Here is a 16,735-nt window from a genome sequence, read left to right on the forward strand (position 1 = left end):
TCGCTAAAAAAAAAACCTTTATTCTTTGCTTGTACAACTATTTGGAGTAAAGGTAAGGAGAAAGTAGCATTTTTTACTAACTGGTTTGCTAACCACGAAGCTAACTCGGTGGATTCGGGAGATGAAACAGGTAGTGAATATTGATTTTTCTGAATATTGACGAACGGACTATTGAGTTTTCATTCTTCGTACCTTACAATATGAATTACATGTAGTATAAGGACAAAGGGACCTCTAATAGAGGGATTTTTTTTAAGGGTTATGAAATATAATTTCATTATATATAAATTTTATATGAAATAATATGTTGTTAAGGAGGGATACATGTGTATATTATCGGTATAGATGGCGGAGGAACAAAGACGATGGGTGTCATTTGTGATCTTCAAGGAAGAGTTCTTGCAAAAGCAAAAGTAGGCCCCACTAATCCTAATAGTCTTGGATATGAGTTAGTAGAAAAAGAGCTGAAAAAATTACTAGAAGAACTATACATTCAAGATCCAAATACATTTAATAGAGTTACTAGTTCTTTTGCAGGAATGTCTGGGGTTGATCAGGAAATCGACAAGGAAAAGATGGTGAACATTTATCGGAGGCTCTTACCTCCATTATGTGATATTCAGGTTGATAATGATGCGATAACAGCCTTGTACTCTGGGACGATTGGAAATCCAGGAGTCGTAAATATATCAGGTACAGGTTCCATTACCTTTGGAATAAACGATGAGAATGACAGAGCGAGAGTAGGGGGATGGGGTTTTATGCTTGATGACCAAGGGAGTGGTTTTTCAATAGGGAAACGAGCAATTAAAGCCGTATTTGAAGAATTTGATGGGTATGGAAGTAACACTAGTCTAACACCAGGAATATTACAATCTCTAAACCTACAATCACCACCAGAAATGCTTCCCATTATTTATGATTTTACGAAATCAAGAGAAACGATTGCTTCGTTAAGTAAATTAGTTATAAAAATAGCAGACGATGGTGATCCCGTTGCTGCTGAAATTCTCCATCAGGCAGCTAAAGAAATGGGATTAAATATTCGAAGATTAATATTGAAATTATTTAAGGATCAAGAAAGGGAAAATCCTATTCCAGTCGTTTTAGCAGGGGGAGTGTATCAAAAGGCAAATTGGTTTATACCAGCTATTAAAGAAAAGTTAGTGTTCAACCATTTGAAAACTATGGTTCTATTACCAGATCTACCTCCTGTCGGTGGCTCAGCTATAGCAGCTATTACAAATAGTAAGTTGAACATAGATCGTGGTTTCGTCAATCAGTTTATACAAACAATGGGTGGTGAAAAAAATTGATGTTGTTCCCCATGAATGAAGAATACATAGGTGGAATTGTAAAGCTATGGAATAAGGAGCTTGGTGATTCTTTTCCAATGAGAGCAGCATTGTTTAAGCAAAATAGTCTTGATGATGTTAATGTTCTGAAAAATGGTTCTTTAGTAGCGTTAAATCAAAGCGGTGAGGTTATCGGATTCGTTATAGTTAAAATATGGAGTGAAGAAATAGGGATTGAACTGAACAAAGAGATAGGGTGGATTCAGGCATTATTAGTAGATTCCAATTATCGTAATAGGGGAATTGGATCTACCTTATTAGAACGAGCCGAAAAAGAGCTAGTCAGTAAGCAAATAAAAATAATCAGGATAGGCTCTGATCCTTGGCATTATTTCCCTGGAATTCCGAGTCATTGTGACGAAGCAATGAGTTGGTTCGAAAAAAAAGGCTATAAAAATGACGGCAAAGAATATGATCTAGTTTGTCAATATAATGAAGCACGCATCGATCCAGTACCACAATTCGTACATGTAACATTTGGATTGTTAAAGATAGAGGAAAAAATCCCCTTTCTTTCGTTTATGAACAGATGTTTTCCAGGTAGATGGGAATATGAAGCGATATCATACTTTGAAAGAGGCGGAACTGGACGAGAGTTTGTCATCTTAAAACGTGAAAATGAACTCATAGGCTTTTGCCGAATAAATGACGATGATTCACCGTTTATTGCACAAAATGTGTATTGGTCACCAGCCTTTGAAACACCGTTAGGTGGTATTGGTCCTTTAGGGATTGATCCAGAAGAACGGAAAAAAGGCTATGGAATCGCGATTGTAGAAGCGGGTATCGCCTATTTAAGAAAGAGGAATATCCATCAAATTATCATTGATTGGACGGGCTTAGTTGACTTTTACGGTAAGCTTGGATATGAAGTTCGGACGACATATTTGAAATATTCAAAGCGAATGGGAGGTAGTGATCGATGAAACCTAGGGTGCTCGAATTTTTAAACAAAGAAGTTGAACATAAACATATCCCTGGTGCGGTCATCCATGTTTCATACAAGAGAGAAGTCATTATGCACGAGGCAATAGGAAAGAGAGTGGTATATCCGAAAAGCGAGGCTATGAAACTAGATACTATTTTTGACCTTGCCTCACTTACGAAAGTAGTAGCAACTCTTCCCGCTATCTTAAAGTTAATTGATGGTGGTTTTATGAGTCTACATGACCCGATTTCTAATTTTATTCCTGAATTTTCTAGGAATGGAAAAGATAGAGTAACCGTTAAACATTTGCTCACTCACACCTCTGGCCTTCCTTCGCATAAACAGTATTATATTGAAGGTTTAAATAAAGAGCAGATTTATGAACGTATATATCAACAAGAACTAGAAGTACCAATGGGAAAAAAAGTGATCTATAGTGATTTAGGACTCATAGTGCTCTATAACCTTATTGAGCGTATTACAGGTGAAACGTTTGAAAGGTTTTCGAAAAGGGAGATATTTGATCCGCTTGACATGACGGAAACGTGTTTTAATCCCAGGTTTGCAAAAGACAGATTTGCTGCGACCGAATATAGTGAGAAGTTAACTGATTATAAGCATGGAATTGTACACGATGAAAATACGGAAAGTATGGGGGGAATAAGTGGACATGCCGGTCTTTTCTCGTCAGTTAGAGATATTGCAAACTTTGCAGAAATGGTTGAGAACAATGGTATTTTTCGAGGAAGAAGAATTTTATCTGGACCGTCACTAGAAATAGCAAGGCTCAATTACACAGAGTTTGACGTTGAAGGTCGTGGGTTAGGGTGGCAGTTGAAAGGAAAGGGTAGAGCTGCTTGTGGAGATTTATTTTCTGAAGACTCCTATGGACATACAGGCTTTACAGGGACGAGTATTTGGTTTGACCCTACTGTCAAACTACATGTTATTTTACTTACCAATCGTGTTCATTTTGGTCGGAATGAGGAAATTCTTCGAATTCGTCCACGTTTGCATAACTTAATTAGAGCTAGCCTATAGAGGAAAAGAAAAGAAATACAGCTTATCATCTAAAAGGGTGATAAGCTGTATTTTATGTTATATGTTAAGAAAGCTTCTGGTGTTAGTTTATACAAGGTTACGGCTAAATCCAACTCCAGCGCCCAGCCACTCTAGGTCAATACCTGAAGGGAATAAAGTGAAATTCCCCTTTTTCTTCCCCTACAGAACAAACCAAGGCACTTGCACCTTTTGTTCCACAAAAGGAGTTTCTATTGTTGATAGTCAATGATTAATTGAATAAATTGTTGAATTTGCTGCTGATCCGTTTCGGAAATATGCTCGTTAGACATATCCTTCACAAACTGAAGGGCTTTTTCAAGCTTCTCATGGCGTTTTTCGGCTGTTTTTGCACGTTCTGCTTGATGCAAATGGGCTAAAAGAGCTGTTTTTTGACCATGATGAATATCAGCTTCGTCTACAATCATGTATAGATTTTCGAAGGTGACAGATATAATCGTAATATCATATGAAGAATAATCTTCTATATTACCTTGGCGGTCAATGGATCGATAATCCACGCGAGTGCTGCCATCTGTTTCAATAATAATCGGATTGGAGTATGGGAGCCATTCCCCCTCGTTAAGTCGGTACTCTGTCTTTTCTACACCAGATCGGTTATCCTCTGCTTCTAAGGTTACTGTTGCTTTTTGAATCATTGAGTGGTCAGTCCATTCTTCACCAGTAATCTGTGCTGAAGTTGTAGGTGGTGTTGTATCCATAATGGGTTCCTTTAGTACCTCATATAGCGAACTCAGTAAATCATTTCCATGATCTTGGCTAAGCTCCCATATCATCGCTCCACCTAGTTCATGATCTCTAATGTACTGTGCTTTTAAGGCTATAGATTGCTCATCATCATAACTGATAAATATAGACTCCGTTTCATTGTATAAATAAGGTACCATCGAGCCTTCATCAAAGAAACGTTGATATCCATTTGACAGTAAATCATCCTTCACAATTCGATTGTACGTAATGGAGCCACTACCATTAAATGGCTGCCTAAGGCCATTATTATCGTTTGAAGTAACGTTATACCTATAACCGTAGAAAGGTACACCCATAACTAGTTTGTCAGCTGGAACACCGGCTGTTAAGTAAGCCTGTATGCCTTTATCAACACTATAAGTTTTCCCATTGTCATCAAAAAGAGGTGCATTAAAGTCAGCTAAGCTTTCCCATGTTCCATGAATATCATATGTCATAATTTGAACATAGTCTAAATATTGCTGGGAAAGACCTAATTGTGTATTGTTGGCGAAACCAGCAGTAGCTCCTCCTGCAATAGTAAGTAAATAATGAGTATGATCCTTTTCGCCTTGTTCATCAAGTTTTTCACGTAGTTTTTCAAGCAATAGCGGGTAGTTATCCCGGTCCGCTGGATTTGGATAGGTTCCCGGTCCCCCGCCAGTAACAGGGTATTCCCAGTCGAGGTCTACGCCATCAAAGCCGTGTTCGACCATGAATTGTACAGCACTATTGGCAAAAATTTCTCTAGATTCTTCCGTTGCTGCTGCTTCAATAAAGTTTGCTGAACCACCCCATCCCCCAATAGCAATAATCGTTTTTAAATGAGGATAGGTTTCTTTAACGGTTGAAAGGGCTTGAAAGTTCTTTGGATCCTGAACGGGATCACTCATGACGACGTTTAAATTCGTATCAATTAATGCGAATGCATAATTCAGGTGAGTAAGTCTACTCGCATCCAAATCCCTTACAATATCATAAGCTCCATATGTGGACCATCCTGCTAAATAGCCAACAATTCTATTGGCTGGTGGTGACTCAGCTGGTTCCCAAGTAGGATCCGTTGTTCCACCATCAGATACATTATCAATGAGGAATACGCTTGTTACAGTTTTAGATTGTCCTGCCGAATCAAAGGCAATTGCTTTTATGATCGCATGCCCCTCAGGCGTATACGTGGTAGACCAATTAACAGAGTAAGTATCATTGTGTTTTCTTGTCGTAGGAAATTTCCAATAATCCTCCTCAGGTGCCCCTAATACTTTGACATAAAATTCAACTTTTTCAACTTGATTATTGTCAGTTGCTAATACAGATAGTGAAACATCACCAGAATAGCCATTTCCTCCAGGAGTTACTCCGCTATTGCCTTCGGCTTGAATTTGACTGATGGAAGGAAGTGGATCAGTGTCCCCGGTTTCATAAGGCATTAATACGTTTATACTATTATCGTCTATGGATTGGTTATTATATATATCTCTCGCTTTCACTCTAAAGCTATAATACTCGCCCGGAACGAGACCATCTACCGTAAAGCTTGTAGTAGTCGTTTCCGCAAGTTGAATTCCATTTTGGTAGATGACATAATCAAAAATCTTCTCTGAACTTGATGGTGTCCATGAAAGGGTCACATTATGACTAGTTCTATCGGTTAGGAATAAATCCTTAGGCGACTCAGGAGCGTTTGGTTCACTTTCGTTTTTAGCAACTATATCCCTAGTAAGGATCTCCGTCTCTCCCGCTGAATAAATAATTTCCATCATAAGTGTATATTCTCCATCTGGCACCCAAGGTGCACCTGTTGGCCAGTTCCAAGAATATGGTGCTTGATAGTCTGGTGCATATCCATAATAGTTAGCATCAGGTTCATTCTTTGCTTTTGCATAAAATGTGACTTTTTCAACTGAAGAACCCTGCTTCAAAACAGCAGTTACGATTGGACTACCGGCTACACTACCATCTTCTCCAATAGGAGAAACATCGATATAAGAGGTATCACTTGCCTGGGCTGAAGTACTAGATAGTAAGGAATGATTCACAAAAACGGATCCCAAAAGAAGCATCAAAATCATAGAAAATACATAACCTTTTTTCATAATTTCTTCATCTCCTGTTCCTGTTCAGTTTTTTATCCCGCTCCAACTGGCGCTAAGACCCCCACTTCAAAACTTTAGATGAATCGAGAAGTTTAAGTGGGGGATAAGCACCAGTAAGAACCCGATTGGTTCAACTAACAATCAGTGGGGGGATAAGGAAAACCCCACTGATTGAAGTTTCACTTTATCAATCCATAAAAAAGAATAAATTTTCACTCCTTTCTACAATATGAAATTAAATTTCAATTAAATTATAAATCAATTAAAATATTAGTCCATAAATATTTTGAAAATTCTGTAATATAGTTAATATTTCCTATGAGATAGGTAGATTACTTCCCGAAAATGAAATAAAAATTTAAATATTTATTTAAAAATATAAATTTTTATTTTACTTTTATCAGATTTTTTGTATAATTAAGACAATTAAGGGATGTAAGGAACAAAAATGAATGGGTAGACTAATTTTTTTACCTTGAATTAAATTTACGTTCAGAAAGGCGGACATCAATGAGAATCAACCTTTCCACATTAACAACTGAGCAATTAAATAGTCGCACAACAAATGTTGATCAGCTACCAACTATCGATGTTATACAATTAATGAATTTTGAAGATAGAACAGTGGCAGACGCAGTTCATGATGTGTTACCTGATATTGCAAAAGCTGTTGATGCGGTCTATCAAACATTAAAAAATTCTGGTCGTCTATTTTATATAGGCGCAGGAACCAGTGGGAGAATTGGAATCCTAGATGCTTCCGAATGTCCACCAACCTTTTGCACAGATCCAAGCCAAATTCAAGCCATTATTGCGGGGGGAGAAAAAGCTGTATTTACCGCGATTGAAGGGGCAGAAGATGATGCTCAGGATGGCGTGGATGACCTATCCCAACGAAACTTAACAAAGTCAGACATTGTAGTAGGAATTACCGCTAGTGGACGAACACCATATGTAGTAGGTGCATTGGAATACGCAAAAAAAATAGGGGCAACAACCATAGGTATTTCATGTAATAAGAATTCAGTCATTAGTGAACTAGTAGATTTTAAGATTGAAATTATTGTTGGTCCAGAAATTTTAGCAGGCTCTACAAGATTGAAGGCTGCAACTGCACAAAAAATGGTACTTAATATGTTAACAACCACTTCAATGATTAAGCTTGGTAAGGTGTATGGGAATTTAATGGTAGATTTACACGCTAGTAATAACAAGTTATTGGAAAGAGCGAGACGCATTGTGATGAATATAACGGGTGTTTCCTATGAGATAGCTGAGAAAGTACTAAATGAAACGAACCAAAAGGTTAAACCAGCCATCTTAATGATTCAAAGCGGAGTATCATTCGAACGAGCTGAACAGTTGCTGAATGAAACAGAGGGCTTTGTAAGAGAAGCTATTTTACGCTCAAACGATGAAACGGTTAGTTGATTTGAGGAGGAATATTTATCCAGTTAGATTATATGTAAATATTTGTTACTATAAATATAATTACCAATTTTAGGAGGATTGTATATGCGTTTAGTGGTTTTAGGTGCACATTGTGGAGATGCTGAAATACAAGCGGGGGCAATAGCTCATAAATATGCAAAGGCAGGACATGAGGTTACATTTGTTCATTTAACAGCTGGTGAAAAAGGAAATCCTCCTGGGGTATCTGTTGAAGACTACAGAGAACAGAAAATAAAAGAATCCGAAAAGGTAGCTAGTATTTTAGGAGTAAATACGATGACACTGGATTACAAGGATGCTGAACTTACTTTCAATGATGAAATTATTACTCGCATTGCAACATTAATGCGTAAATTAAAGCCTAACGTAGTGATTACACATTGGGAAAAAAGTATCCACCCTGATCATGCTCTTTGTCCTCGAATTGTTCAAGCTGCTCAATTGAAAGCGGGTTTACCTGGCTTTGACTTAGATGGTCTTCCGGCTCATTACTATAGTTATTACCATAGTGAGAATTGGGAAGATATGGAGGAATATGTACCTGATCTGTTTGTAGATGTCTCAGATGAGTATGAAACATATTTAGAGGCGCTATCACATTATTGGTTTATCATGAATTCAAAGTCATTCCGCTATTATGACTACTATAAGGCTTTAGGAACCGTTAGAGGTTGCGTAAATCGTACAAAATATGCCCAAACCTTGAAATTCCCAACAGGTACGAATGTTAGAAAAGGTGGGTTCATACCAGGTTATGAACTATAAGATATACTTTATCTTTCTAAAATAAGGGGGGATTGATTGGATGGATCTCAAAAAAAAGATTGGTCAAATGATGGTAATTGGTTTCGAGGGGAAAACGATGCCAAACTCGGTAAAAGAATTAATCCATGAGTATCACATTGGATCGATAATCTTGTTCGGTAGAAACATTGGGACACCGGAAGAAGTACTGGCTTTAACATCCGAGCTTCAGTTAGAGGCGAAAAAAGCTGGCTATCTCTATCCTTTACTAATATGTACTGATCAGGAAAATGGAGTTGTCCGTAGACTAGGAGAAGGTGCAACCATGTTTCCAGGTGCAATGGCACTCGGAGCGACCGGCATACCAGAGTATGCGTACGATATTGGCTATGCATCAGCTTTGGAGTTAAAGGCACTAGGGATAAATTGGAATCTAGCTCCAGTCCTAGATGTGAATAACAATCCAGATAACCCTGTAATAGGTGTCCGGAGTTTTGGGGAATTACCAGAAGCTGTTTCAGAATTCGGAAGAGCCTCTATGAAAGGAATGCAAGCAGCGGGGGTTGTAACAACCTTAAAGCATTTCCCAGGTCATGGAGATACAAATATAGATTCTCATTATAATTTACCTACTATCTCACATGGAATAGAGAGATTACATGAAGTAGAATTGAGGCCGTTTCGAGATGCAATAAGAGACGGTGCCGATACTGTGATGACGGCTCATATATATTTTCCAACGATTGAGTATGAATATGGTGTTCCTGCAACTCTATCAAAAAGAATTATTACAGGTTTATTACGTGAAGAGCTAGGTTTTGATGGAGTAGTTACGACAGACTGTATGGAAATGAACGCAATCTCTCAAACGATTGGAGTAGAAAGAGGTAGTGTCGAAGCAATAAAAGCAGGTGTTGATTTAATTATGGTATCTCATCGCTTTAACTGGCAAGTTCGTACAATGAACGAAATTATTAAATCTGTTCATAATGGAGAGATAGCTGAAGAGCATATCGATCAAGCACTAGCACGAATTATGAAGTTAAAAGAAAAATATGTACATTGGGATGATTTGTCTATAACACATCAACACAACCAACTAGAAATAGTGGGCTGTAAGGAGCATGCTGACCTTGCTTATAAGGTATATCAACAGGCAGTCACACTTGTTACGGATAATGGAATTCTCCCATTGCCTAGAAGTCAACGCCATCGTATATTCGTTGTTTATCCAAAAAAGAATACGACAATGGCAGTCGAGGATCAGAGATATTCAAGCTTTAATTTAGGAAGTGTAATCCGAGAATTTAATCAGTCAACAGACAGTTATCAATTTAACAATGAGTTAGAAGCTTGGGAAATCGATGAAATCGTAAATAAAGCTCTTCAATACGATTCCGTTATTGTTGGGACTCTAACTGCATTGCCAGGAAGTAGTCAAATTCACTTAATCAATAAAATGAGAGAAAAGGGATGTTCTTTAATCATCATTGCAATGAGGAGCCCTTATGATTTGGCCAATATGCCTAAAATCGATGCGTACCTTAGTACGTATGATTTCTCTTATCCTGCTTTAAAAACGGCAGCAGGTGCTATATTTGGGGAAGGAACGATAAGAGGAAAACTTCCAGTTACGATAGAGGCAAAGATTAGTGAACTATAAGTATAGTTTCTCTCACATCGAGTAATGCTTGGTACATTTAGACAATATTTTTTGAAAGCACTTTCATTACTTCTTATTAATACACAATGTTCTTCACTTATGTTAGAAAGGGGTTGCCAACTAGATGGAGAGCCCAAAAGCTACTAGCAATAGTCAAACTAAAAATCTACGTGTATCGAATTCTATTGATCCATCCCTTCAAGTAACGATACGCCATACAAAGCTAAAAAAAATGAGAAAACATTGGCAACTTTATGTGTTGTTAACACCTGCATTAATCTATTTTCTTGTTTTTAAGTATTACCCGATGTATGGGGTACAAATTGCATTTAAGAATTTTGTTGCGACGAAAGGAATATGGGGAAGTGAGTGGATTGGGTTTGATCATTTCATAAGGTTTTTTAACTCCTATTATTTCTGGGACCTGATGTGGAATACGCTATCGATAAATTTATATCAACTTGCCTTATTTCCAATTTCAATAATCGTTGCTTTATCTTTAAATGAGCTTAAAGATAGTAAATTTAAGAAACTAGCACAAACCATTACTTATGCCCCTCATTTTATTTCCGGTGTTGTTTTCGTCGGGATGATCATTGCCTTCGTAGATCCGATGACAGGTATCATTAATCATTTTATCCAGTTATTGGGTTTTGAGCCAATCGATTTTATGACAGATCCAGCATGGTTTAAGACGATTTATGTATTTTCAGGTGAATGGCAGAATCTTGGGTGGGGAGCAATTATATACTTAGCTGCTTTATCAGGGATTGATCCTCAGCTTCATGAAGCTGCAAAAGTTGATGGAGCTAGTAGATTGCAACGTATTATCCATATTAATTTACCTGGTATCCTACCAACGATTATCATTCTACTAATCTTAAACATGGGAAATTTTATGTCTGTAGGATTTGAAAAAATATTACTGATGCAAAATCCATTGAACCTAGAAGCTTCTCAAGTCATTCAAACGTATGTATATGATATAGGAATCTTAACTGGACAGTTTAGCTATTCAACTGCAGTAGGTTTGTTTAATTCTATTATTAATCTCATTATCCTTGTTTTCTTTAATCGACTATCTAGAAGAACAGGCACGAGCTTATGGTAAAGGAGTATCTTCAATGAATGAGACGAAATCCGATAAGATATTCGATATTTGTAACAAGCTGTTAGTATGGTTCTTTATCATTATTATTACATATCCATTAATCTATATTATTAGTGCTTCTATTAGTGACCCTAGCTATGTAAACTCTGGAAAAATGTGGCTTTTGCCAAAGGATATTACCTTTGAAGGGTTTAAAAGGGTCTTCCAAAGTAAGGATATATGGATTGGATACAGGAATACGATTTTCTATACATTACTTGGTACGTTTATTAATCTAGCCGTTACGTTACCTTGTGCCTATGCCCTTGCAAGACAGGAATTAGTAGGAAAAGGCTTCATCATGGGTTTACTAATTTTTACGATGTTTTTCGATGGAGGATTAATTCCTACGTATCTATTAGTTAGAGATTTAGGGATGATAAATACGATTTGGGCAATGGTTATCCCAAGTGCAGCATCTGTTTGGAACATCATCGTGACGATGACCTTCTTTAAGGTTACGATTCCACGAGGTTTAGAGGAAGCTGCCGAGGTAGACGGTGCCTCTGTATTTAGAACTTTTTTTCAGATTGTTCTACCACTATCAGCCCCTATTATCGCAGTAATGTCGTTGTTTTATGGGGTAGGTCACTGGAACTCTTATTTTAATGGGTTAATCTTTCTTTCCGACCGAGAACTGTTTCCACTACAGCTTTTTTTACGAGATATATTAATTCAACAGCAAATGACAACTGAGCTGATGATGCAAGGAACAGATATTCAGGCAATCGGAGAACAAGCTAGAATTGCCAGTATTGTGAAATATGCTGTCATGATTGTATCTGCAGCCCCTTTACTAATCATCTATCCATTTTTACAACGGTTCTTCTTGAAGGGAGTTATGATTGGCTCTATTAAAGAATAGATAATATCCTCGTGAGGGGAGTGATAAAAGACGGAATGAATGTTGCGAATTGCACAACTGTTTTCCAAAAATAAAGCATGAATAGGAGAGATTGGCCATGAAAAAAACGACTGGGATTTTATTATCGTCCATTCTTACAATGTCTTTACTTGCAGGTTGTACTGAAAAAGAGGATGTTTCAAAGGAACAAAATCAACCGCCTGAGAATTTTAATAAAACCAATTATCCAATTGTAAACGAACCCATCACGTTAAAAATGATGGGGCAAGCATCTCCTCTTCAACCAGCGTGGGGGGAAATGGGCTTCTTTAAAGAAATGAATACCCTTACAAATATTGATTTCGAATTCATTACAGCCACTTCAGATCAGTTTAAGCAGAAAAAGCAATTAGCTTTTTCTAGCTTAGAGCTACCTGATTTATTTTTCGGAGGTCAATTTACTGCAAATGAAGAAGTTGACTATGGATCACAAGGCTTGTTAATTCCATTGGAGGATTTGATTGAAAAGTATGCACCAAATTTACAAAAAGTGATGGAAAAATACCCTGATCTAAAGGCATCTATTACAGCTCCAGATGGACACATCTACACTTTGCCAGGTATTGATAATTTAAGTCACTCCCAAGCACCATTAATCTGGATGAATGGGTATTGGCTAGAAAATCTAGGAGCCGATAGACCAGAAACAACTGAAGAATTGTATCAATTATTTAAAGATTTTAAAGCTAAGGATGCAAATCAAAATGGTGTTGACGATGAAATTCCACTTTCGGCATCTAGTATTAAAGAGCTACGATTTAATTTGTTACCTGCCTTTGGTATTAATCAATCAAGCGGTATCACTGAAGTAGATGGAGAGGTTAAGTTTGCATTTATTCAAGATGAATATAAGGCATATTTACAGTTTTTAAACCGACTGTATAATGAAAAGCTGTTAGATCAACAAATATTTTCACATACTTGGGAGCAATACGTTGCGAAGGGGGCTGAAAATAAGGTTGGTGTTTTCCCAACATGGCCGATCGTAATGATAGGTTTTGCTGATGTTACGGAAGCTGCAAAATATCCTTTACTTCCTGCATTAACAAGTCCAGTTAATGATAAGAAAATCGTCACGAAAATATCAGAAATTAAAAGAGGCCGCTTTGCTATTACAAATGAAAATGAACACCCTGAAGCAACAATGCGTTGGATTGATCATCTGTACTCAGAGGAAGGATCCATTCTTGCAAGATTAGGGGTGGAGGGGAAAAACTGGGAGTGGACGGATAGCTCAAAATCCGCTTGGAGACTATTGGCTCCAGAAGGGATGAATACGACTCAAGCAAATGCACAAGACGCCCCAGGTGCTGGTACACCAATTCCGATGGTAATTGATAATGACTTCTTCTTAAAAGAGGATAATCCAACCATTCATAAAATTGCAGGTTGGGTAGAGGAAGAGTATTTGCCTCACGTGGAAGTTCCGTTCCCGCAAGTTTATTTAACAATGGATGAGCAGAATACTGTAAATACTTTACGACCAGATATTGATAGCTATATCGAGCAAATGGAAGCGAAATTTGTCTCTGGTGGTGCTTCATTCGATGAGTGGGATAAATATGTGAACACTCTTAAAGGGTTAGGTGTAGAAGAACTAGTTTCTATTCATCAAGCAGCGTATGATCGCTTTGCGGATGCAAAATAAAGAATCATTCATGTAATAAAATTATATGACAGCCCCAACTTATTTAAGTGTTGGGGCTGATATCCTTATTAGAAATACAATCAAAGAGGAGAACGGCAATGGGAGTAGAAGGGTTGATAAGAAAATTGTATGAAGTAGCTGAATTTGTAACAAGGTTAATGTTTATAAATCTATTATGGATTCTATTTATACTAGTCGGATTCGGGATTGCTGGTTTCTTCCCTTCCACTGCAGCTATGTTTACTGTTATAAGGGAATGGCTCAATGGTAAAGAGGATACTCCTTTATTTAACATGTTTTGGGGAAACTATAAACGATATTTTTTGCAAGCCAATTATATCGGTTTCCTCTTACTTATTCTAGGTCTTATTTTATATATTGACCTTCGTTTTTTTCAGTCCTCTGACCAACTTTTGTTCCAATTACTTTCATTTTTGTTCTTTTTTCTTCTCATTGTCTATTTTGCTACATTACTTTACATATTTCCTGTATTTGTACATTTTGACTATAAAACAATCGATTACATTAAACATTCATTTATCATGGCGCTTGGCAGACCACTTACGACTCTTGTCATGATAATTGGTAGCATACTTATACTTATAGTACTGTACTACTTTCATATATTAATCTTATTTATTGGCGGGGCATTCATGAGTTATGTGTTAATATGGATAGCCCAAAAATCATTTCCGTTAGATAATAGCACGGAAAACTAACTATACTATTTTTCAATCCTACTTGATTTATATAGAAGGGGTGGTGACGTAATGAGACTTGGAATCGATTTATTTTTAACCAAACATTATAAGCCTTTTATAGGAAAGAAGATTGGTTTAGTAACGAATTTAACAGGGGTAAATGAGAGTTTAGTCCCTACCATTGATCTATTTCATGAACATCCCGAAATTGACCTAGTGGCATTATATGGACCAGAGCATGGAATTCGCGGGGATGCCAATGAGGGCGAAAAAGTAGAATCCTCTATTGATCCGTATACGGGGTTACCTGTTTATAGCTTATATGGAAATTCAAAAAAACCAAGTGAAGCTATGCTACAACATGTGGATGTTATCGTATTTGATCTACAGGATATTGGTTCTCGCTACTATACCTTTATTTATACAATGGCATATGTGATGGAAGCTTGTGCTGAATTTGGAAAAACATTTGTGGTGTTAGATCGACCTAATCCTATTTCCGGCAATCACGTAGAGGGAAATTTGTTGAAAGAATCGTTTCGCTCCTTTGTAGGTCTTTATCCGATTCCGAATCGACATGGAATGACTGTTGGAGAGTTGGCTCTATTTTTTAAGCATGAAATGGGTATAAATTGTGAAGTAATTGTTGTAGAAATGGAGGACTGGAGCCGTGATATGTATTATGATCAAACAGGCTTGTATTGGGTTCCTCCTTCTCCGAATACAACGGGAATGGATATGTGTATTTTATATCCTGGCACTTGCTTAGTAGAAGGAACCAATTTATCAGAAGGTAGAGGTACAACAAAACCATTTGAGTACATTGGGGCACCTTTTATCGATGGATATAAGCTAGCTAGACGATTAAATACCGTTACTATAAATGGAGTAATTGCACGACCTACCTCCTTTAAACCAGTCTATCAAAAATATAAGGATCAAGTATGTGCAGGGGTACAGCTTCATGTCGTGAAACGAGATGAGGTCGATTCGTTAAGAACAGGGCTTCTCCTTTTAGAAACAATAGCAGAGATGTATCCGAACGAGTTTGAGTTTGTCCAACATGGTGACAGATATTTTTTTGATTTACTAGCAGGAACAGATGAACTTAGAAAAGACATTTTGCAAGGAAGAACTGACGAATTCTTGAACACCTGTGATCAAGATGTTGAATTCTTTCAAAAGCAGAAAAAATCGTATTTACTATATAGGTAGAAATGGAGAGGTGTTGTAGGATGATCGCATATCGAACGTATCAATCAGGGGATGAAAAGAAACTTGTCGCACTTTGGAATGAATGTTTACCAAATGATCCCATCACTTCAAAAAGGTTTCGAAACTTAGTTTTATTAGATGCAAACTTTGACCCTATGGGGTTACGTTTAGCCTATGAAGATGACATGCTAGTAGGGTGTGTATATAGCGTAAGACGACTATTACCAATGTTTGGAACTGAATTAGAGACTGAAAACGGCTGGATACCTTTCTTTTTTGTTCATCCAACGTATCAAAAGGCTGGTATTGGTAGCCAATTAATCTGTGAAGCTATTGAATTTTTACGAGAACAAGGTAGGGCTAATGTATTCTTTGCTTCTTATGCTCCTAATTATATCCTACCTGGTATTGATGAACATACGTATCCAGAAGCGTATGCTTTTTTGCAAAAGCACGGCTTTCAAACGCTGTATTCACCCGTTGCAATGGATCGAAATATAGTTGGATTCAACATTCCACAGTCTGTGAAAGAACTGAAGAAGCAGAGACTAGAAGAGGGCTATACGTTTGAAATGGCAATGGATAAGGATCTTTATGAAGTCATTCAATTCGCCAATGTCACATTTAATCCTGATTGGGGCAGAGCGATTCGGGAAGGTATACTACAAGGTCTTCCTTTAGAAAGGATATTAGTAGCAAGGGAAAAGGATAAGGTAGTAGGTTTTTGTATATACGGTGGGTATGAAGGAGTCCCTGATCGATTTGGACCATTTGGAGTGGATCCAGGTCAACAAGGAAAAGGATTGGGGAAAATCCTTCTTAACGAATGCTTGCATCATATGAGAGCAGAAGGATTACATGGTGCTTGGTTTTTATGGACAGGTGAGAAGACTTCCGCTGGGTATTTGTATCAAAAAACAGGTTTTGAAATTACAAGAAAATTCCATGTTATGAAAAAAAGTATATAAACTTGTATGGTTAGTATACAAGTTCATTTCAGTACCACTAGCCTTAAAATGAATCAATTGTTATAAAAATGAAAATCCTGTATGATTTTAGTAACTATATAT

Annotated in this window: 13 protein-coding genes; 12 read left to right on the plus strand and 1 reads right to left on the minus strand. The window is 37.2% G+C overall.

Annotated elements, in window-relative coordinates; translation table 11 throughout:
- The first annotated feature begins 326 nt into the window (after window positions 1-326).
- From ACFSCX_RS02550 to ACFSCX_RS02560, 3 genes are read left to right on the plus strand one after another with little or no spacing between them, the layout of a single operon-like run.
- Complete coding sequence (locus ACFSCX_RS02550; protein ID WP_377926532.1) at window positions 327-1,316, plus strand: N-acetylglucosamine kinase; 990 nt, start codon at window positions 327-329, stop codon at window positions 1,314-1,316.
- Window positions 1,316-2,281: a GNAT family N-acetyltransferase gene (locus ACFSCX_RS02555; protein ID WP_377926533.1), complete on the plus strand. Its 966-nt coding sequence runs from the start codon at window positions 1,316-1,318 to the stop codon at window positions 2,279-2,281. The genes ACFSCX_RS02550 and ACFSCX_RS02555 overlap by 1 nt, the downstream gene beginning before the upstream one ends.
- Window positions 2,278-3,324 carry a serine hydrolase domain-containing protein gene (locus ACFSCX_RS02560; RefSeq protein WP_377926534.1) on the plus strand — a complete coding sequence of 349 codons (1,047 nt, stop codon included), beginning with the start codon at window positions 2,278-2,280 and terminating at the stop codon, window positions 3,322-3,324. Before ACFSCX_RS02555 ends, ACFSCX_RS02560 begins: the two co-directional genes overlap by 4 nt.
- A 230-nt stretch (window positions 3,325-3,554) precedes the next feature.
- Here ACFSCX_RS02560 and ACFSCX_RS02565 read toward each other — a convergent pair whose 3' ends face one another.
- Entirely contained in the window at window positions 3,555-6,188 is a 2,634-nt protein-coding gene (locus tag ACFSCX_RS02565) for a glycosyl hydrolase family 18 protein (protein ID WP_377926535.1), read from the minus strand.
- A 510-nt stretch (window positions 6,189-6,698) separates the two neighbouring features.
- Here ACFSCX_RS02565 and murQ point away from each other — a divergent pair.
- From murQ to ACFSCX_RS02610, 9 genes are all read left to right on the plus strand, one after another.
- Window positions 6,699-7,619, plus strand: a complete 921-nt coding sequence (murQ, locus tag ACFSCX_RS02570) for an N-acetylmuramic acid 6-phosphate etherase (RefSeq protein ID WP_377926536.1) — start codon at window positions 6,699-6,701, stop codon at window positions 7,617-7,619.
- Window positions 7,620-7,703: 84 nt separating this feature from the next.
- The gene (locus ACFSCX_RS02575; RefSeq protein ID WP_377926537.1) at window positions 7,704-8,405 is read left to right on the plus strand and encodes a PIG-L deacetylase family protein; all 702 of its coding nucleotides are present in this window, start codon (window positions 7,704-7,706) and stop codon (window positions 8,403-8,405) included.
- Window positions 8,406-8,445: 40 nt separating this feature from the next.
- On the plus strand, window positions 8,446-10,047 hold the full coding sequence (locus ACFSCX_RS02580; protein ID WP_377926538.1) for a glycoside hydrolase family 3 protein: 1,602 nt from the start codon (window positions 8,446-8,448) through the stop codon (window positions 10,045-10,047).
- 124 nt (window positions 10,048-10,171) lie between these two features.
- The gene (locus ACFSCX_RS02585; protein ID WP_377926539.1) at window positions 10,172-11,158 is read left to right on the plus strand and encodes an ABC transporter permease; all 987 of its coding nucleotides are present in this window, start codon (window positions 10,172-10,174) and stop codon (window positions 11,156-11,158) included.
- A gap of 13 nt (window positions 11,159-11,171) precedes the next feature.
- Complete coding sequence (locus ACFSCX_RS02590; protein ID WP_377926540.1) at window positions 11,172-12,062, plus strand: carbohydrate ABC transporter permease; 891 nt, start codon at window positions 11,172-11,174, stop codon at window positions 12,060-12,062.
- Between the two features lie 97 nt (window positions 12,063-12,159).
- The gene (locus tag ACFSCX_RS02595) at window positions 12,160-13,749 is read left to right on the plus strand and encodes an extracellular solute-binding protein (RefSeq protein WP_377926541.1); all 1,590 of its coding nucleotides are present in this window, start codon (window positions 12,160-12,162) and stop codon (window positions 13,747-13,749) included.
- A 98-nt stretch (window positions 13,750-13,847) separates the two neighbouring features.
- Window positions 13,848-14,468: a YesL family protein gene (locus tag ACFSCX_RS02600; RefSeq protein WP_377926542.1), complete on the plus strand. Its 621-nt coding sequence runs from the start codon at window positions 13,848-13,850 to the stop codon at window positions 14,466-14,468.
- Window positions 14,469-14,519: 51 nt separating this feature from the next.
- Complete coding sequence (locus ACFSCX_RS02605; protein ID WP_377926543.1) at window positions 14,520-15,665, plus strand: exo-beta-N-acetylmuramidase NamZ family protein; 1,146 nt, start codon at window positions 14,520-14,522, stop codon at window positions 15,663-15,665.
- A gap of 20 nt (window positions 15,666-15,685) precedes the next feature.
- Entirely contained in the window at window positions 15,686-16,633 is a 948-nt protein-coding gene (locus ACFSCX_RS02610; RefSeq protein WP_377926545.1) for a GNAT family N-acetyltransferase, read from the plus strand.
- Window positions 16,634-16,735 lie beyond the last annotated feature (102 nt).

Source organism: Bacillus salitolerans, assembly GCF_042680805.1.
Taxonomy (GTDB): Bacteria; Bacillota; Bacilli; order Bacillales; family SA4; genus Bacillus_CJ; species Bacillus_CJ salitolerans.